This is a genomic window from Streptomyces actinomycinicus, from assembly GCF_016741775.1.
In the GTDB taxonomy this organism is placed as follows: domain Bacteria; phylum Actinomycetota; class Actinomycetes; order Streptomycetales; family Streptomycetaceae; genus Streptomyces; species Streptomyces actinomycinicus.
Genome location: NZ_JAERRK010000002.1, coordinates 172986 through 190876 on the forward strand (window position 1 = coordinate 172986; position 17891 = coordinate 190876).

Annotated in this window: 16 protein-coding genes; 9 read left to right on the forward strand and 7 right to left on the reverse strand. The window is 72.5% G+C overall.

Going from position 1 to position 17891, the window contains the following annotated elements; genetic code table 11:
- Positions 1 to 24 precede the first annotated feature (24 nt).
- Positions 25 to 642 (forward strand): Maf family protein, encoded by a 618-nt coding sequence (locus JK359_RS04795; RefSeq protein WP_201831955.1) that lies wholly within the window; start codon positions 25 to 27, stop codon positions 640 to 642.
- Here JK359_RS04795 and JK359_RS04800 read toward each other — a convergent pair.
- Entirely contained in the window at positions 614 to 1198 is a 585-nt protein-coding gene (locus JK359_RS04800) for a hypothetical protein (RefSeq protein WP_307787996.1), read from the reverse strand. The genes JK359_RS04795 and JK359_RS04800 overlap by 29 nt on opposite strands.
- 363 nt (positions 1199 to 1561) lie before the next feature.
- Between JK359_RS04800 and JK359_RS04805 the strand changes: the two genes are divergently transcribed.
- Positions 1562 to 3334 carry an acetyl/propionyl/methylcrotonyl-CoA carboxylase subunit alpha gene (locus JK359_RS04805; RefSeq protein ID WP_201831957.1) on the forward strand — a complete coding sequence of 591 codons (1773 nt, stop codon included), beginning with the start codon at positions 1562 to 1564 and terminating at the stop codon, positions 3332 to 3334.
- A gap of 272 nt (positions 3335 to 3606) precedes the next feature.
- Here the strand turns inward: JK359_RS04805 and JK359_RS04810 are convergent, their stop codons facing one another.
- A complete protein-coding gene (locus JK359_RS04810; RefSeq protein WP_201831958.1) occupies positions 3607 to 4536 on the reverse strand; it encodes a DeoR/GlpR family DNA-binding transcription regulator in 930 nt (309 codons plus the stop codon).
- A 166-nt stretch (positions 4537 to 4702) separates the two neighbouring features.
- Positions 4703 to 6151 carry an NAD(P)H-quinone dehydrogenase gene (locus tag JK359_RS04815; protein ID WP_201831959.1) on the reverse strand — a complete coding sequence of 483 codons (1449 nt, stop codon included), beginning with the start codon at positions 6149 to 6151 and terminating at the stop codon, positions 4703 to 4705.
- Between the two features lie 95 nt (positions 6152 to 6246).
- Between JK359_RS04815 and JK359_RS04820 the strand changes: the two genes are divergently transcribed.
- The 3 genes from JK359_RS04820 (at position 6247) to JK359_RS04830 (ending at position 9403) form a co-directional block, all read left to right on the forward strand.
- Complete coding sequence (locus JK359_RS04820; protein ID WP_201831960.1) at positions 6247 to 6684, forward strand: gamma-glutamylcyclotransferase family protein; 438 nt, start codon at positions 6247 to 6249, stop codon at positions 6682 to 6684.
- 134 nt (positions 6685 to 6818) lie between these two features.
- Positions 6819 to 7643 carry a purine-nucleoside phosphorylase gene (locus JK359_RS04825; RefSeq protein ID WP_201831962.1) on the forward strand — a complete coding sequence of 275 codons (825 nt, stop codon included), beginning with the start codon at positions 6819 to 6821 and terminating at the stop codon, positions 7641 to 7643.
- A 113-nt stretch (positions 7644 to 7756) separates the two neighbouring features.
- Positions 7757 to 9403, forward strand: a complete 1647-nt coding sequence (locus JK359_RS04830; protein ID WP_201831964.1) for a phospho-sugar mutase — start codon at positions 7757 to 7759, stop codon at positions 9401 to 9403.
- Between the two features lie 78 nt (positions 9404 to 9481).
- On the opposite strand, the gene JK359_RS04835 is transcribed toward JK359_RS04830, so the two are convergent.
- On the reverse strand, positions 9482 to 11221 hold the full coding sequence (locus tag JK359_RS04835) for a hypothetical protein (RefSeq protein ID WP_201831965.1): 1740 nt from the start codon (positions 11219 to 11221) through the stop codon (positions 9482 to 9484).
- A 186-nt stretch (positions 11222 to 11407) separates the two neighbouring features.
- Positions 11408 to 12109 carry a PH domain-containing protein gene (locus JK359_RS04840; protein WP_201831967.1) on the reverse strand — a complete coding sequence of 234 codons (702 nt, stop codon included), beginning with the start codon at positions 12107 to 12109 and terminating at the stop codon, positions 11408 to 11410.
- 136 nt (positions 12110 to 12245) lie between these two features.
- On the opposite strand from JK359_RS04840, the gene deoC reads away from it, so the two are divergent.
- Genes deoC through JK359_RS04855 form a run of 3 tightly spaced genes read left to right on the forward strand, consistent with a single transcriptional unit; the run spans position 12246 to position 15569 of the window.
- Complete coding sequence (deoC, locus tag JK359_RS04845) at positions 12246 to 13235, forward strand: deoxyribose-phosphate aldolase (RefSeq protein ID WP_201832757.1); 990 nt, start codon at positions 12246 to 12248, stop codon at positions 13233 to 13235.
- A 5-nt stretch (positions 13236 to 13240) separates the two neighbouring features.
- Positions 13241 to 14692: an aldehyde dehydrogenase family protein gene (locus JK359_RS04850; protein WP_201831969.1), complete on the forward strand. Its 1452-nt coding sequence runs from the start codon at positions 13241 to 13243 to the stop codon at positions 14690 to 14692.
- Entirely contained in the window at positions 14685 to 15569 is an 885-nt protein-coding gene (locus JK359_RS04855; RefSeq protein ID WP_201831971.1) for an aldehyde dehydrogenase family protein, read from the forward strand. The genes JK359_RS04850 and JK359_RS04855 overlap by 8 nt, the downstream gene beginning before the upstream one ends.
- Before the next feature lie 156 nt (positions 15570 to 15725).
- Here the strand turns inward: JK359_RS04855 and JK359_RS04860 are convergent, their stop codons facing one another.
- Positions 15726 to 16124 carry a hypothetical protein gene (locus JK359_RS04860; RefSeq protein WP_201831973.1) on the reverse strand — a complete coding sequence of 133 codons (399 nt, stop codon included), beginning with the start codon at positions 16122 to 16124 and terminating at the stop codon, positions 15726 to 15728.
- Positions 16125 to 16251: 127 nt separating this feature from the next.
- On the opposite strand from JK359_RS04860, the gene JK359_RS04865 reads away from it, so the two are divergent.
- Entirely contained in the window at positions 16252 to 16887 is a 636-nt protein-coding gene (locus JK359_RS04865; protein ID WP_307787966.1) for a uridine kinase family protein, read from the forward strand.
- A gap of 229 nt (positions 16888 to 17116) precedes the next feature.
- Here the strand turns inward: JK359_RS04865 and JK359_RS04870 are convergent, their stop codons facing one another.
- Positions 17117 to 17857 carry a SigE family RNA polymerase sigma factor gene (locus JK359_RS04870; RefSeq protein WP_201831975.1) on the reverse strand — a complete coding sequence of 247 codons (741 nt, stop codon included), beginning with the start codon at positions 17855 to 17857 and terminating at the stop codon, positions 17117 to 17119.
- Between the last annotated feature and the right edge of the window lie 34 nt (positions 17858 to 17891).

Sequence of the window (17891 nt, forward strand, 5' to 3'; positions counted from 1 at the left end):
CTACCGCCTGACTAACCTGACCGCATGACTGCTACGCGCGGCAGGCGACTCGTGCTCGCCTCCCAGTCCCCCGCCCGGCTCGGCCTGCTCCGGCAGGCCGGCCTCGCCCCCGAGGTGATCGTGAGCGGCGTCGACGAGGACGCCGTCACCGCACCCACCCCCGCCGAGCTGGCGCTCGCCCTGGCCGAGGCGAAGGCGTCGGTCGTGGCGGCGAAGCCGGATGTGCAGGGCGCCCTGGTGATCGGCTGTGACTCGGTGCTGGAGCTGGACGGCCGGGCACTGGGCAAGCCCACGGACACCGAGGAGGCCACCGCCCGCTGGAAGGCGATGCGCGGACGGGCCGGAGTGCTCCAGACGGGTCACTGCATCTGGGACACGGAGGCCAAGCGGTACGTCTCGGCGACCGCCTCCACCGTCGTCCGTTTCGGTGACCCGAGCGACGAGGAGATCGCCGCCTACGTGGCCTCCGGGGAGCCCCTCCACGTCGCCGGGGCGTTCACCCTGGACGGCCGCTCGGCGCCGTTCATCGAGGGCATCGACGGCGACCACGGCAACGTGATCGGCATCAGCCTGCCCCTGGTCCGCAAGCTCCTCGCCGAACTGGGCGTGGGCATCACGGAGTTGTGGGCGCCGGCCGAGTGACCTGGGCGGGGACGGAGTCCTGCGGCTCGTCGTCCCCGTCCTGCGGCTCGTCCGTACGGCTCGCCGGCACGCCCGCGCCCGCGCCGGCGGGGGCCGGCTCCGCCCGGGCCACCGGGCCGCCGCCCTCCTCGGCCGGGCCGCCGGAACCCGCGCCCTCGGTCCCGCCCGTGCGGTCGTACGTCATCAGGAGCAGGACGATCAGCCCGAGCACGACGACCATGACGAGGAACGCCGTCCAGCCGACCAGGCCCCAGGCGAACGCGCCCAGCAGGCCGTGCACCACGGCCGCGCTGATCAGCAGCACGCGGCCGAAGCCGGCCGGGGCGCGGTCGCGGACCGCGACCAGCACGGCCACCAGCGCGCACAGCGCGAAGTAGGCGCCGAAGACGATGCCGCCGACCTTCGAGGACGTCGCCATCGTGGACGGGTCGAGACCGGCCAGGGACATGTCCTGGCGGTCGACGACCACCCCCAGGAACCAGTTGACCGCGGCGATGAGCACGGCCTCCGCAAGGAGGACGACCGCCACGATCCCAGCCACCGGTCTGCGTATCACCGGTCCCACCCACTCTCACGCCAGCAGCCTGTTACCTCAGGTACGTTCGAGACAGCGCGAACGCTACTAACGGGTAAACCCTGGGACAAGGGTTCGGGCGGCAGCAAAGAATCATTGGGCCATTCGTAGGGACTCGACAAAGAATCCAAGTGGGCCGCAGCACGCTCTCACAGAGACCTTGACCACATGACAGGGCTAGGGTTTTCCGAAGGAGCCCTGCGTACCGAGGTGCGACAAGGGCTTTCGCGGGTCGAGCGAGCCTCGAATCACGCTCCGTGTGGGCAAGCTCACCATTGGGGACGGGTCGAAGTGCCGTGTCGGCAGTCCCTAAACTCGGCTTGTTTCAAGGAGGGAGCCTCAATCGTGCGCAAGGTGCTCATCGCCAACCGTGGCGAAATCGCTGTCCGCGTGGCCCGGGCCTGCCGGGATTCCGGGATCGCGAGCGTGGCCGTCTACGCCGACCCGGACCGGGACGCTCTGCATGTCCGCGCCGCGGATGAGGCGTTCGCTCTGGGCGGTGACACTCCGGCGACCAGTTACCTGGACATCGGCAAGGTGCTGAACGCCGCTCGCGAGTCCGGCGCGGACGCCGTCCATCCGGGTTACGGCTTCCTCTCGGAGAACGCCGAGTTCGCCCAGGCCGTCCTCGACGCCGGACTGGTCTGGATCGGCCCGCCGCCGCAGGCCATCCGCGACCTCGGTGACAAGGTCGCCGCCCGGCACATCGCCCAGCGTGCCGGCGCCCCCCTCGTGGCGGGCACCCCGGACCCGGTCAGCGGCGCCGACGAGGTCGTGGCCTTCGCCCGGGAGCACGGCCTGCCGATCGCCATCAAGGCCGCCTTCGGCGGCGGCGGACGCGGCCTGAAGGTCGCCCGCACCCTCGAAGAGGTCCCGGAGCTGTACGACTCGGCGGTGCGCGAGGCGGTGGCCGCCTTCGGCCGCGGCGAGTGCTTCGTCGAGCGCTACCTGGACCGTCCCCGGCACGTGGAGACCCAGTGCCTGGCCGACAAGCACGGCAACGTGGTCGTCGTCTCCACCCGTGACTGCTCCCTGCAGCGCCGCCACCAGAAGCTGGTCGAGGAGGCCCCCGCGCCGTTCCTCTCGGACGAGCAGGTCGCCGAGCTGTACCGGGCCTCGAAGGCCATCCTGAAGGAGGCCGGCTACGAGGGCGCCGGCACCTGTGAGTTCCTCGTCGGCCAGGACGGCACGATCTCCTTCCTGGAGGTCAACACCCGTCTCCAGGTCGAGCACCCGGTGACCGAGGAGGTCGCCGGCATCGACCTGGTCCGCGAGATGTTCCGGATCGCGGACGGCGAGGAGCTGGGCTACGACGACCCGGCGCTGCGTGGACACTCGTTCGAGTTCCGCATCAACGGCGAGGACCCGGGCCGCAACTTCCTCCCCGCCCCCGGCACGGTCACCAGGTTCGACCCGCCGGCGGGTCCCGGTGTCCGGCTGGACGCGGGCGTGGAGTCCGGCAGTGTGATCGGCCCGGCGTGGGACTCGCTCCTCGCCAAGCTGATCGTCACGGGCCGGACCCGCAAGGAGGCCCTGGAGCGGGCCGCCCGTGCCCTGGAGGAGTTCCAGGTCGAGGGCATGGCCACGGCGATCCCCTTCCACCGCGTGGTCGTGAAGGACCCGGCGTTCGCTCCGGAGCTGACCGGTTCCGAGGAGCCGTTCACCGTGCACACGCGGTGGATCGAGACCGAGTTCGTCAACGAGATCAAGCCCTTCGCCGCCCCGGCCGACGCCGAGGCGGAGGAGGAACTGGGCCGCGAGACCGTCGTCGTCGAGGTCGGCGGCAAGCGGCTGGAGGTCTCCCTCCCGTCCTCCCTGGGCATGTCGCTGGCCCGCACCGGCCTGGCCGCCGGCGCCAAGCCCAAGCGCCGTGCCGCGAAGAAGTCCGGCCCCGTCGCCTCGGGCGACACCCTCGCCTCCCCGATGCAGGGCACGATCGTCAAGATCGCGGTCGAGGAGGGCCAGGAGGTCAAGGAGGGCGACCTCGTCGTCGTCCTCGAGGCCATGAAGATGGAGCAGCCCCTGAACGCCCACAAGGCGGGCACCATCAAGGGCCTGAACGCCGAGGTCGGCGCCTCCATCACCTCGGGCGCCGCGATCTGCGAGATCAAGGACTGACCCCAGCCGCCACAACAACGCCCGGTGACCACGTCGGCTCACCGGGCGTTGCCCTTTCAAGAACCGCGACCAACCCGAAGGGGCGCGGGGAACCGCGCGACAAGCCACGACCCACCCGCACCCGCCCAGGGCCCGCAGCCCTCGCACGAAAACACGGCCCACGACTCAAACGCCCGAACCGCGACCGACCCGAAGAGGCGCGGGGAACCGCGCGACAAGCCACGACCCACCCGCACCCGCCCAAGGGCCGCAGCCGTGCAGCTAGCGCGTCCTCAACGCCGCCGCAGATCGGCGACCCGCCCCCGCTCGGCCCCCGCCGGCTCCCCGTACCCCGCTCCGGACCGAAGCGCCATCCCCCTCCGAGGCCCCGGCAGGGGAGCGCGCCGCGCCGGGGCCTGCTCACCCCCCGGAGGCGCTCCGTTCGCCCCCGCCACGGCGATCTGCACCCCCTGATCGGCGAGCGCCTGCAACTCCGTGGCCGCACGGTCGTCGTGGGCCGGCGGCTCGTCGGTGACCAGCCGGGTGATGAGGTCCGTCGGCACGGTCTGGAACATGGTGTCCGTGCCGAGCTTGGTGTGGTCGGCGAGGACCACGACCTCCGCCGCGGCCTGCACCAGCGCCCGGTCCACGGACGCGGACAGCATGTTGGACGTCGACAGCCCGCGTTCGGCGGTCAGACCACTCCCGGAGAGGAAGGCCCTGGACACCCGCAGCCCCTGCAGGGACTGTTCGGCCCCGGAGCCGACGAGGGCGTAGTTGGAGCCGCGCAGGGTGCCGCCGGTCATCACGACCTCCACCCGGTTGGCATGGGCCAACGCCTGGGCCACCAGCAGGGAGTTGGTGACCACGGTCAGGCCAGGCACGCGGGCGAGCCGGCGGGCCAGCTCCTGCGTGGTCGTACCGGCGCCGACCACGATGGCCTCGCCTTCTTCGACGAGGCCCGCGGCGAGGTCGGCGATGGCCGTCTTCTCGGCGGTCGCGAGATGGGACTTCTGCGGGAAGCCGGACTCTCGCGTGAACCCGCCCGGCAGTACCGCACCGCCGTGCCGGCGGTCGAGGAGTCCTTCTGCCTCCAGTGCCCGCACGTCCCGCCGTACGGTCACTTCAGAGGTCTGGACGACGCGGGCGAGCTCACGGAGCGACACGGCACCGTTCGCTCGCACCATTTCGAGGATCAATTGGCGACGTTCAGCAGCGAACACGAAACTGACAGTAACCCCAGCGACCGTCTGCTTTCAGCAGTTTGCGCCGAATAACAGAAGTTGTTCGCATGGCAGGGCGGGAGGTGGTATAGCACCTACCCGCCCCGACTATGCCGCCCGCACACGCGGCAACTCCCTGTGACCAGCGGGGAGATCGCCCGGGCCGTCAGGCCTCCGCGCTCGCCTTGCGGGTGTGCAGCTGCCGGGCGACCTCCGCGATCGACCCCGAAAGGGAGGGGTACACCGTGAACGCGTTCGCGATCTGTTCGACCGTCAGATTGTTGTCGACGGCGATCGAGATGGGGTGGATGAGTTCCGAGGCGCGCGGGGCCACGACCACACCGCCGACGACGATGCCCGTGCCCGGCCGGCAGAAGATCTTCACGAAGCCGTCCCGGATGCCCTGCATCTTGGCGCGCGGGTTGCGCAGCAGGGGCAGCTTGACGACGCGGGCGTCGATCTTGCCGGCGTCGACGTCGGCCTGCGTGTAGCCGACGGTCGCGATCTCGGGGTCGGTGAAGACGTTCGAGGAGACCGTCTTGAGGTTCAGCGGGGCCACCGCGTCGCCGAGGAAGTGGTACATGGCGATACGTCCCTGCATGGCGGCGACGGACGCGAGGGCGAAGACTCCGGTCACGTCACCGGCCGCGTAGACGCCGGGAGCGGTCGTGCGCGAGACCTTGTCGGTCCAGATGTGCCCGGAGTCGCGCAGCTTGACCCCGGCCTCCTCCAGGCCGAGACCCGCGCTGTTGGGGATGGCGCCGACGGCCATGAGGCAGTGCGAGCCGGTGATCACGCGGCCGTCGGCCAGCGTCACCTCGACCCGGTCACCGACGCGCTTGGCGGACTGCGCGCGGGAGCGGGCCATGACGTTCATGCCGCGGCGCCGGAAGACGTCCTCGAGGACGGCGGCGGCGTCGGGGTCCTCGCCGGGCAGCACCCGGTCCCGGGAGGAGACGAGGGTGACCTTCGACCCCAGCGCCTGGTAGGCACCGGCGAACTCGGCACCGGTCACACCGGAGCCGACCACGATCAGCTCGTCCGGCAGCTCGGTGAGGTCGTAGACCTGGGTCCAGTTCAGGATGCGCTCGCCGTCGGGCTGGGCGTCGGGCAGCTCGCGCGGGTGACCGCCGGTGGCGATGAGCACGGCGTCGGCGGCGAGGGTCTCCTCGGTGCCGTCGGCGGCGGTGACGACGACCTTCCGGGACCCGTCGAGGGCCTGCATGCCGTCGAGCCGGCCACGGCCGCGCATGACCCGGGCGCCGGCGCGCGTGACGGAGGCGGTGATGTCATGGGACTGGGCGAGCGCGAGCCGCTTCACACGCCGGTTGACCTTGCCCAGGTCCACGCCGACGACCCGGGCCGCCTGCTCCATCGGCGGGGTGTCGTCGGCGACGATGATCCCCAGCTCCTCGTAGGAGGAGTCGAAGGTGGTCATCACCTCGGCCGTAGCGATTAGGGTCTTCGACGGCACGCAGTCGGTCAGTACCGACGCTCCGCCCAGACCGTCGCAGTCGACGACGGTCACCTCCGCGCCGAGCTGAGCGGCCACCAGCGCCGCTTCGTATCCGCCGGGTCCGCCACCGATGATCACGATCCGAGTCACGTACCCCATTGTCCCGCACGCTTCAAGGTGCTACTGCCCGGGGGCGCCACGGGAGGCTCCCGGGGCACCGGGGCCGCGCGGTGCGGCTGCCGTACCCTCTCCCCATGTCGCTCTATGCCGCGTACGCCGGCAACCTCGACGCGCGTCTGATGTCGCGCCGCGCCCCGCACTCCCCGCTGCGCGCCACCGGCTGGCTGAACGGCTGGCGGCTGACCTTCGGCGGCGAGCAGCTGGGCTGGGAGGGCGCACTGGCGACGATCGTCGAGGACCCGCTGGCCCAGGTCTTCGTCGGCCTGTACGACATCGCACCCATGGACGAGGAGTCGCTCGACCGTTGGGAGGGCGTGGGGCTGGAGATCTACCGGCGGGCACGCGTGCGCGTGCACACCCTGGACGGCGAGGAGCCGGCCTGGACGTACGTCCTCAACGGCTACGAGGGCGGGCTGCCGTCGGCGCGCTATCTGGGCGAGATCGCGGACGCGGTGGAGTCGGCGGGGGCCCCGCACGACTATGTGATGGAACTCCGCAAGCGCCCCTGCTGAGCCCGCCCCACCCCTTCCGCCTGCGGTTTTCCGCCCTTTCTCGCGCTGTTTGTGGAAACCGACAAGACAACGGACGCAATCCCGTCGGCTCTGGCATCTACGCGCGTAGGCGAAGACCGGTTACCCTCGTCGGCGTGAACGCATCTCTTCTTCCGGACGACATCCAGGGCGACCCGTACGCCGCCGCCGACGCCGCCGCCGCGCGCCTGCGCGAACTCACCGGCGCCGAGACCCACGACGTCGCCCTCGTGATGGGCTCCGGCTGGGCTCCGGCCGTCGACGCCCTGGGCGCACCCGACGCCGAGTTCCAGGTCACCGAGCTGCCCGGCTTCCCGCCGCCGGCCGTCGAGGGGCACGGCGGCAAGATCCGCTCGTACTCCTTCGGTGACAAGCGCGCCCTGGTCTTCCTGGGCCGCACCCACTACTACGAGGGCCGTGGCGTCGCCGCCGTCGCCCACGGCGTCCGCACCGCCGTCGCCGCCGGCTGCAAGACCATCGTGCTGACCAACGGCTGCGGCGGCCTGCGCGAGGGCATGCGCCCCGGCCAGCCGGTGCTGATCAGCGACCACATCAACCTCACGGCGACCTCCCCGATCGTCGGCGCCAACTTCGTCGACCTGACGGACCTGTACTCGCCGCGCCTGCGCGCCCTGTGCAAGGAGATCGACCCCACGCTGGAGGAGGGCGTCTACGCCCAGTTCCCCGGCCCGCACTACGAGACCCCGGCCGAGATCCGCATGGCCCGCGTCATCGGCGCGGACCTGGTCGGCATGTCCACGGTCCTCGAGGCGATCGCCGCGCGTGAGGCGGGCGCCGAGGTGCTGGGCATCTCGCTGGTCACCAACCTGGCCGCGGGCATGACCGGCGAGCCCCTCAACCACGAAGAGGTCCTCCAGGCCGGCCGCGACTCGGCGGCCCGGATGGGCGAGCTGCTGGGCCGGGTGCTGGGCAAGCTGTAAGGGCCGCCGAGCCCAACGGCCCACCTCCCGGCCGGCCGAGCCGGGTGGGCGGTGGGCGAACGGGGGTCTGGGGGCCGGGCCCCCAGCGGAGACTAGGAGAGGTTGATCCCAAGGTGCACGACGATCTCATCGGCCGGGCCGAGGCGTGGCTCGCCGAGGACCCCGACCAGGAGACGCGCGACGAACTCGCCAAGCTGATCGAGTCCGGCGACGTGGCAGAGCTGGCGGCCCGCTTCGGCGGCACGCTCCAGTTCGGCACCGCCGGCCTGCGCGGCGAGCTGGGCGCCGGCCCGATGCGCATGAACCGCAGCGTCGTCATCCGCGCCGCCGCCGGTCTCGCCGCGTACCTCAAGAAGACCGGGACCCCCCACGGGGGCGACGACGCCGGCCTCGTCGTCATCGGCTACGACGCCCGCCACAAGTCCGCCGATTTCGCCCGCGACACCGCCGCCGTGATGACCGGTGCCGGCCTGCGCGCGGCCGTACTCCCCCGCCCGCTGCCCACCCCCGTCCTGGCCTTCGCGATAAGGCACCTCGGCGCGGTGGCCGGCGTGGAGGTCACCGCCAGCCACAACCCGCCCCGGGACAACGGCTACAAGGTGTACCTCGGCGACGGCTCCCAGATCGTGCCTCCGGCCGACGCCGGGATCGCCGCCGAGATCGACGCGATCGCCTCGCTGCACGACGTACCCCGCCCGGACGCCGGCTGGGAGACCCTGGACGACGCGGTCCTGGACGCCTACCTGGCCCGTACGGACGCCGTCCTGGCGGCGGGCTCCCCGCGTACCGCCCGCACGGTCTACACGGCCATGCACGGCGTCGGCAAGGACGTCCTGCTGGCCGCGTTCGCCCGTGCCGGCTTCCCCGAGCCGGTCCTGGTCGCCGAGCAGGCCGAGCCGGACCCGGACTTCCCGACGGTCGCCTTCCCCAACCCGGAGGAGCCGGGCGCGATGGACCTGGCGTTCGCTCAGGCCCGCGCCACCGACCCGGACCTGGTCGTCGCCAACGACCCGGACGCCGACCGCTGCGCGGTCGCCGTCAAGGACGGCGGCGACTGGCGGATGCTGCGCGGTGACGAGGTCGGCGCGCTGCTCGCCGCCCACCTGGTCCGCCGCGGGGCGACGGGCACCTTCGCCGAGTCGATCGTCTCCTCCTCCCTGCTCGGCCGGATCGCCGGGAAGGCGGGCCTGCCGTACGAGGAGACCCTGACCGGCTTCAAGTGGATCGCCCGCGTGGACGGTCTGCGCTACGGCTACGAGGAGGCCCTCGGCTACTGCGTGGACCCGGAGGGTGTGCGCGACAAGGACGGGATCACCGCCGCGCTGCTGATCACCGAGCTGGCGTCCGTGCTGAAGGAGGAGGGCCGTACCCTCCTGGACCTGCTGGACGGCCTGGCCGTGGAGCACGGTCTGCACGCCACCGACCAGCTGTCGGTCCGTGTCCAGGACCTGTCGCTGATCGCGGACGCGATGCGCCGCCTGCGCGAGCAGCCGCCGACCGAGCTGGCCGGCCTGCCCATCACCCGGGCCGAGGACCTGACCCGGGGGACGGACAGGCTGCCGCCCACGGACGGCCTGCGCTACACCCTCGACGGCGCCCGGGTCATCGTCCGCCCGAGCGGCACCGAGCCGAAGCTGAAGTGCTACCTGGAGGTCGTCGTACCGGTCGCCGCGCACGCCGGCCTGCCGGCCGCCCGCGCCCGTGCGACCGAGCTGCTGGCCGCCGTGAAGCGGGACCTGTCGGCGGCTGCCGGCATCTGACACACGTCCGGCGCGCGTTGGACGCACCACTCCGTCGGGGTGCCCCCGGTCCGTTCCGGGGGCACCCCGACGGCGCGTCTACGGAAGGAACGCCAGGGCCGCGGTCCAGGCCAGCGCCAGCAGGACCGCGAGCGGCCACAGCGGCCGGCCCCGGCCGCCGCCCTCGGCGGGAACGGAGGGGCGCAGTGCGGGGTCCCGCCACAGCACCGCGATCTCGGCGGCCGTCCGCTCGTACGGGTGCAGCAGGCCGAACCTGCGCTCGAGCCAGGGCATCCGGGGCGCGTAGACGGCCCACTCGGTGAAGGCGGCCCGCCGGCTGTCGACCTTCAGCTCGACCCCGTCGCACTCGACCGTCTTCACGTCGTCCCAGGCGATGTGCCGGGTGCCGCGCAGCCCGTTGAACCACAGCCCCTCGCTGTCGGCGGTGATCCGCCAGGCGAACCAGCGCGGCAGCCAGGACGCCGCCGCCAGCCCGGCGGCCCCGCCGAGCAGACGGCCCCACGCGTCCGTCTCGCCCGCGAACAGGCCGAGACCCCACAGGAGGACCACGAGTCCGGTGAGCCGGTCGAGCAGGCCGGCCCGCCACTGCCGCACGCCCGCCGGGGTGCCGCCGGCCGCCTCCGGGGCAAGCGGCTCCCCAGCGCCCGTCTGCCAGGCGGCCGTCTCCCGGGCGGCGGTCTCCCCGGCCGACCGCCGCAGCTCCGCGTAGGCCTCCTCCCGGTCCGTCCGGCGCCTCTCCGCGGCCAGCGCCCGCCGCACCTCGCCGTCGGACAGCGGCCGCACGGGCCCCGACGACCGTTCCAGCACCGGTGGCGCACCCGGCTCCTCGTCGGCCGTGAGCAGCAGGACCTCCGCTCCGTCCCAGGGCACGCCGTACAGCACGGCCTCCCGCAGCGGCCCCGGCCCCTCGCGCCCGATCCTGGCCAGGAACCGCTCCAGCTCCTCCTCGTCCTCGTCGTCCTCGTCGTCCTCGTCGTCCTCGTCAGCCTCGTCGTCGGCCGGTTCGGTGACGGATACCCGGAACAGCGGCCGCAGCCCGGCCGTGTCGTCGGCGGCGAAGACCTCCGTGTCGGCGTCGGCGCTCTCGCGCACGAGCACCCGGAGCACGGGCGCGGGTGCGCCGCGCAGCGTGCGGGCCCGGCGCCGTGCGAGCAGTCCGGAGACGAGCGCGGTCAGGCCCTGTCCGGCCACCAGCCAGGCGAGCGCCGGTACCGCACGGGCCGCCTCGGCCGAGCCGGCGGTGTGGGCCGAGGTGTAGCCGAGGGCAGCCGCCCCGAGCGCGAGCAGAACGCCCCCGCACCCGATCAGGAACAGTCCGCGGGGCAGCGGCCGGTCCGCGTCCGGCAGCGGCGCGGTGACACCGCCGGCCGCCTCCCGGGCCCGCTCCCGCTGGCTGCGCCGGGCCGCCAGCCGCAGCACGGCCACCGCCCAGGCCGCCGCCAGGACGGCCGCGACCGCCACCGTCTCCGGCAGGGTCAGTCCGGGCCGCAGCACGAGCAGCAGCACCGCGAGCACGGGCGCCGACCACGGCACGATCTCCGGGCGCGCCCACAGCCACAGCCCGTGCAGCGCCGGCAGGGCGGCGACCCACGGCTGCCATCCGGCGGGCACGGCCAGCAGCCCGGTGACGCCCGCGGTGCCGGCCAGCGCGGCCACCAGATGGCGGTTCCGGACGGGCAGGGGCACCCACCGGGGCGGCAGTGCGTCGAGCCAGCGGCGGGCGTCCTTCCCACGCCAGGACGGACAGCCGTCGGGCACGGCCGCGGCGCGCAGGACGGAAACGGGCAGCGGCAGCGGCCCTCCCGGAATCGTGCTCATGGTTGTCCAGACACTCGATGGGCGGTGGACGGTCGGGCCGCCATCGGCCCCACCGCCACTCCCGCAGTCCGCTCTCAGCCCCGAGCCGCCTCAGCGGCACCGGTGTCGCCGTCGCTCCCGTGGCCGCCTCAGCCCCGCAGCCGCCTCAGCCCCGGCACCGGCGTTGCCGTCGCTCCCGTGGCCGCCTCAGCCCACGGCCAGCAGGATCGCCAGCAGTACGGCTCCCGCCACCGCCGGTGCGATCACCTCGTACGCCCAGCGCACGGTGACCTCCCCCTGGGCGGACTCGGCCTCGGCGCGGCGCTCCTGCAGCTCGCGCAGGTCGTCCATGACCTTGTCGGTCTGTGCCCGGGCCGGCCCGGGGTCGCTGCCGCGCAGGCCGAAGCCGCCGAAGCCCAACCCGCTCGGCGCGAGCCCCCCGCCGGAGCTGCCCGGGGTGATGCCGCGCGCGGCCTCCGCCGCCGCCCGCTCCTGTCGGCGGGTCGCCTTCTTGCGGGCACGCAGCGAGACGGGCACGGCCCACAGCTGGTACTTGGTGCCGGAGCCGGCGACGACCTCGTTGGAGTAGCTGGAGCGCAGCCCACCGACCGCGCCCCAGGGCACGGTGATCACCCGGAGCGGGTTGCGGATGCGCAGCCGGTCCTCGCTGGCGAAGACCGCGGGGCGGATCGTGAAAGCGGTCACCAGCGGAACGGCCAGGATCATCCCGGCGAGCGCCAGCCACGGGACGCGGCCGTGCCCCTTGATCAGCGCGTCGAAGCCCAGCCAGAGGACGACCACGATCAGCAGCACGCCGGCCGCGATGCCCAGGGGCGAGCGGTAGATCCGGTCCCGGGCGGCGGGCGCCGGGGGCTGTGACGCGGGTGACGAGTGGTCCGGGGTGGTCATGGTGCCGATTGTGCCCGACACCGTGGACGGTGCGACCGGGCCCCCGGGAACCGGCGCTCATCCGTGATCTCCGGACGCGGAACGAGCAGCGGGGGTGTACAGCCGCTACGCGCGTAGATATGCTCGTGTGGTGACCATGCCCACCTCCCCCAAGTTCTCGGCTTCGCTCGAAGAGGGCGGTGCCCCCACCCACGCCCTCTCCGACGTCACCGCGTCCGACAGCACGCTGCGCCGCTTCCTGCACGGGCTGCCCGGCGTCGACGCGGTCGGTCTGGAGGCGCGTGCCGCGTCTCTGGGCACCCGTTCCATCAAGACCACCGCGAAGGCGTACGCCATCGACCTCGCCATCTCGATGGTCGACCTGACGACGCTGGAAGGCGCGGACACCCCGGGCAAGGTCCGGGCGCTCGGCGCCAAGGCGGTGCACCCCGACCCCACGGACCGGACGACGCCCACCACGGCCGCGGTCTGTGTCTATCCCGACATGGTGGCCGTCGCCAAGGAGGCCGTCGCCGGTTCCGGCGTCAAGGTCGCCTCCGTGGCCACCGCCTTCCCGGCCGGCCGTGCCGCCCTCGAGGTGAAGCTGGCCGACGTGCGCGACGCCGTCGCCGCCGGTGCCGACGAGATCGACATGGTCATCGACCGGGGCGCGTTCCTCGCCGGCAAGTACCTGAAGGTGTACGACGAGATCGTCGCCGTGCGGGAGGCCTGCGGGGACAGCGCCCGGCTGAAGGTCATCTTCGAGACCGGCGAGCTGTCGACGTACGACAACATCCGCCGCGCCTCCTGGCTCGGCATGCTCGCCGGTGCCGACTTCATCAAGACCTCCACCGGCAAGGTCGCCGTCAACGCGACCCCCGCCAACACCCTGCTGATGCTGGAGGCGGTGCGCGACTTCCGCGCCCAGACCGGCGTCCAGGTCGGCGTGAAGCCGGCGGGCGGCATCCGCACCACCAAGGACGCGATCAAGTTCCTGGTCCTGGTCAACGAGACCGCGGGCGAGGACTGGCTGGACAACCAGTGGTTCCGTTTCGGCGCCTCCTCGCTCCTCAACGACCTGCTGATGCAGCGCCAGAAGCTGGCCACCGGCCGTTACTCCGGCCCCGACTACGTGACGGTGGACTGATCACCATGACCATCGAGAAGCGGTCTTCCGCATTCGAGTACGCCCCGGCGCCCGAGTCCCGCTCCGTCGTCGACATCGCCCCCTCCTACGGCCTCTTCATCGACGGCGAGTTCGTGGAGGCGGCCGACGGCAAGGTGTTCAAGAGCATCTCGCCGTCCACCGAGGAGGTCCTCTCCGAGGTCGCCCAGGCCGGCACCGAGGACGTCGACCGCGCGGTGAAGGCGGCCCGCAAGGCCTTCGGGACGTGGTCGGCGCTGCCCGGCTCCGAACGCGCCAAGTACCTGTTCCGCATCGCCCGCATCGTCCAGGAGCGCAGCCGCGAGCTGGCCGTCCTGGAGACGCTGGACAACGGCAAGCCGATCAAGGAGACCCGCGATGCGGACCTCCCGCTGGTCGCGGCCCACTTCTTCTACTACGCGGGCTGGGCGGACAAGCTCGACCACGCCGGGTTCGGCCCCGCGCCGAAGCCGCTGGGCGTGGCCGGCCAGGTCATTCCCTGGAACTTCCCCCTCCTCATGCTGGCGTGGAAGATCGCCCCGGCTCTCGCCACCGGCAACACGGTGGTCCTGAAGCCGGCCGAGACGACCCCGCTGTCGGCGCTCTTCTTCGCCGACATCTGCCGTCAGGCCGGCCTGCCCAAGGGTGTCGTCAACATCCTCCCGGGCTACGGCGACGCGGGTGCCGCGCTCGTCGCGCACCCGGACGTGAACAAGGTCGCCTTCACGGGCTCCACGGCCGTCGGCAAGGAGATCGCCCGCACGGTCGCGGGCACGAAGAAGAAGCTCACCCTCGAGCTGGGCGGCAAGGGCGCCAACATCGTCTTCGACGACGCCCCGGTCGACCAGGCCGTCGAGGGCATCGTGAACGGCATCTTCTTCAACCAGGGCCAGGTCTGCTGCGCGGGCTCCCGTCTCCTCGTCCAGGAGTCGGTCCAGGACGAGCTGCTGGACTCCCTCAAGCGCCGCCTGTCCACGCTGCGCCTCGGCGACCCGCTGGACAAGAACACCGACATCGGTGCGATCAACTCGGCCGAGCAGCTGGCCCGGATCACCGCGCTGGCCGAGCGGGGCGAGGCGGAGGGCGCCGAGCGCTGGTCCCCGGCCTGCGAACTGCCGTCGTCCGGTTACTGGTTCGCGCCGACGCTGTTCACGAACGTCACCCAGGCGCACACGGTCGCCCGTGACGAGATCTTCGGCCCGGTGCTGTCGGTCCTCACCTTCCGCACGCCGGACGAGGCGGTCGCCAAGGCGAACAACACCCAGTACGGGCTGTCGGCGGGCATCTGGACCGAGAAGGGCTCGCGGATCCTGGCCGTCGCGAACAAGCTGCGCGCCGGTGTCGTCTGGTCCAACACGTTCAACAAGTTCGACCCGACCTCGCCGTTCGGCGGTTACAAGGAGTCGGGCTTCGGCCGCGAGGGCGGCCGCCACGGCCTGGAGGCATACCTCGATGTCTGATCGCCTGTCTGTCTTCAAGACCTACAAGCTGTACGTCGGCGGGAAGTTCCCGCGTTCCGAGAGCGGCCGGGTGTACGAGGTGAGCGACTCCAAGGGCAACTGGCTGGCGAACGCTCCCCTCTCCTCCCGCAAGGACGCCCGGGACGCGGTCGTGGCCGCGCGCAAGGCGTTCGGCGGCTGGTCCGGTGCGACGGCGTACAACCGTGGCCAGGTCCTCTACCGCGTCGCGGAGATGCTGGAGGGCCGCCGCGAGCAGTTCGTGCGCGAGGTGGCCGAGGCGGAGGGCCTGTCCAAGGCGAAGGCCGCGGCCGTCGTGGACGCGACCGTCGACCGCTGGGTCTGGTACGCGGGCTGGACCGACAAGATCGCCCAGGTGATCGGCGGGGCCAACCCGGTGGCGGGCCCGTACTTCAACCTGTCCTCGCCCGAGCCGACCGGTGTGGTCGCCGTGCTGGCCCCGCAGGAGTCGTCCTTCCTCGGCCTGGTCTCGGTCGTCGCCCCGGTGATCGCCACCGGCAACACGGCGGTGGTCATCGCCTCCGAGAAGGCCCCGCTGCCCGCCCTGTCCCTGGGCGAGGTACTGGCCACCTCCGACGTCCCGGGCGGTGTCGTCAACGTCCTGTCCGGCCGTACGGCGGAGATCGCCGCGCCGCTGGCCGCGCACCAGGACGTCAACGCGATCGACCTCGCGGGCGCCGACGAGGCGCTGGCGAAGGAGCTGGAGATCGCGGCGGCCGACAACCTCAAGCGCGTCCTGCGTCCACAGGCTGTGGACTACTCCGAGACGCCGGGGATCGACCGGATGACGGCGTTCCTGGAGACGAAGACGGTCTGGCACCCGACGGGTTCGCTGGGCGCGTCCGGCTCCTCGTACTGACCCTGGAGGGGGCACGGGGAGTGCGGCCGGCCGCCGGCCCGGATCGTCCACGGCCGGTCGCGGCCCGGCGGCTCACCGCGGATCGTCCACGGCCGGTCGCGGCCGCGCGGCCCGGCCGCACATCGGACGCACCCCCGCGCCCCCACGGGGACGCCGTCAGTGCCCCACGGCCCCCAGGACCTGCCCCGTCACCGGCATGCTGCCGATCGACGGCGCCTGGGCCAGGGGGCGGGTCACCGTCTGGGAGCCGACCGGCTGGAAGTCGGCCAGCTGGGTGCCGACGCCGTTGTCCAGCGGGTCCACGCCCGTGCCCGCCAGCGGGTTGGGCTTGAGGCCGGCGACCGGGCCGGTGACGTAGCCGACCATGCCCGTCATGGCGCGTGCGCCTGCCTCCGGGTCGATGTTGCCGGGGTCCACGGGCCGGTAGTTCACGCCCACGCCGGGGAGCGAGTCGGCGGACGCCGTCGCCGCCCCCGCGCCCAGAGCCGCTCCGGCGGCTGCCAGGGCGATCAGGGCGCGCTGCGCGGTCGGCTGGTGAGAGGTGTGTCGGGCCATCGCTGGTGCCACCTTCTGGTGCGCAGGGTAATGAGAACGGCACACAGGGTAGTTGAGGTGAGACTCACGCTCAAAAGCCGACCCGCAGGGTCGGCAGGGCGCTCGCCATACGTCAAACTGGTGTTCCGTGAGCCTTCATCCCCCGTCCCCCGCCCGCGTCGTGCTGCTCTGCGGCCCCTCGGGCTCGGGCAAGTCCCTCGTCGCCGCCCGCTCCGGGCTGCCCGTGCTGCGCCTGGACGACTTCTACAAGGAGGCCGACGACCCCACTCTGCCTCTGGTGGAGGGGAGTTCGGACATCGACTGGGACCACCCGGAGTCCTGGGACGCGGACGTCGCGGTCGAGGCCATCGCCCGGCTGTGCGCCACGGGGTCGACGCCGGTCCCGGTGTACGACCTCGCGCTGAGCGCCCGTACCGGCAGCGAGTCGCTGCACATCGGCCGTAGCCCGGTGTTCATCGCGGAGGGCATCTTCGCCGCGGAGATCGTCGAGCGCTGCCGGGAGCGTGGGCTGCTCGCGGACGCACTGTGCCTGACCCGCGGGCCGGTCACCACGTTCCGGCGGCGCTTCCTGCGGGATCTCCAGGAGGGCCGCAAGTCGGTGCCGTTCCTGCTGCGCCGCGGCTGGCGGCTGATGCGGGCGGAGCGCTCGATCGTCGCCCGTCAGGTGTCCCTGGGTGCGCACGCCTGCGACCGGGACGAGGCGCTGGGCCGGCTGGCGGCGGCAGCGGCGGGCCGGCAGCCGAGCCGGCAGACGGTGGCGTGACGCCGCAGAACACGACGTGACACAGCAGAACGCGACGTCACTCGTAAAACGCGACGTGATGCCGCAGAACGTGACGTGACTCGTAGAACGCGAAACGGGACTGGTTGGACCCCCCGGCCCACCAGTCCCGTTCCTCTGTGCTCCCCCGTGTTTCCCCCGTGGGCCCACCCCCCAGTGGTCCCCGTTCCTCCCCCGTACCCCCCGGGTCACCCCCCGGTGACCCCTGCCCTCAGGCGACCAGTTCGCCGAAGGCGTTCTCCTCGTCACGGCCGAAGCTGAGGACCTCGTCCTCGCGCAGCCGGCGGAGCGACCGCCAGATGCTGGACTTCACCGTGCCGACACTGATGCCGAGGATGTCGGCGATCTCCGGGTCCGTGCGGCCCTCGTAGTAGCGCAGGACCAGCATGGTGCGCTGGAGTTCGGGCAGCCGGGTGAGCGCCTGCCACAGGACGGCGCGCAGCTCGGTGCCGCGCATCGCGTCCGTCTCACCGGGCGTCTCCGGCAGTTCCTCGGTCGGGTACTCGTTGAGCTTGCGGCGCCGCCAGGCGCTGATGTGCAGGTTGGTCATGGTGCGGCGCAGGTATCCGCCGACCGCGGCCTTGTCGCTGATCCGCTCCCACGCCCGGTACGTCGAGAACAGCGCGCTCTGCAGCAGGTCCTCGGCCTCGAACCGGTCGCCGGTCAGGTGGTAGGCGGTGGCGTACAGGGAGGCGCGGCGCTCCTGGACGTAGGCGGTGAACTCCGCCTCCGTCAGCGAACGGCGCTGCTCCCCCGAGTCCTCCCTGTACGCGGTTCCCCCGTGCGATTCCCCCGTGTGCGTGTCAACCACCGTCATGTAGGCGGTGTGCTGACGCCCGGTGCCGCGAGCGCACCCCCGCCCGCTCACGGCACCGGACTTCTCGGAACCCCGGTGCACGTCGTGCAGACGCGTGACCACTGCGCTGGTGCTGATGCTGTGCAGCGTGTTCATCTCGCGCTCCCCGTCGTGGACTTCCGGTGATTCG

Coding starts and splice junctions, on each gene's coding strand:
- JK359_RS04795 (WP_201831955.1), top strand. CDS start 25: ATGACTGCTACGCGCGGCAGGCGACTCGTGCTCGCCTCCCAGTCCCCC.
- JK359_RS04815 (WP_201831959.1), bottom strand. CDS start 6,151: ATGGGGTACGTGACTCGGATCGTGATCATCGGTGGCGGACCCGGCGGA.
- JK359_RS04820 (WP_201831960.1), top strand. CDS start 6,247: ATGTCGCTCTATGCCGCGTACGCCGGCAACCTCGACGCGCGTCTGATG.
- JK359_RS04835 (WP_201831965.1), bottom strand. CDS start 11,221: ATGAGCACGATTCCGGGAGGGCCGCTGCCGCTGCCCGTTTCCGTCCTG.
- JK359_RS04840 (WP_201831967.1), bottom strand. CDS start 12,109: ATGACCACCCCGGACCACTCGTCACCCGCGTCACAGCCCCCGGCGCCC.
- deoC (WP_201832757.1), top strand. CDS start 12,246: ATGCCCACCTCCCCCAAGTTCTCGGCTTCGCTCGAAGAGGGCGGTGCC.
- JK359_RS04850 (WP_201831969.1), top strand. CDS start 13,241: ATGACCATCGAGAAGCGGTCTTCCGCATTCGAGTACGCCCCGGCGCCC.
- JK359_RS04855 (WP_201831971.1), top strand. CDS start 14,685: ATGTCTGATCGCCTGTCTGTCTTCAAGACCTACAAGCTGTACGTCGGC.
- JK359_RS04860 (WP_201831973.1), bottom strand. CDS start 16,124: ATGGCCCGACACACCTCTCACCAGCCGACCGCGCAGCGCGCCCTGATC.
- JK359_RS04870 (WP_201831975.1), bottom strand. CDS start 17,857: ATGAACACGCTGCACAGCATCAGCACCAGCGCAGTGGTCACGCGTCTG.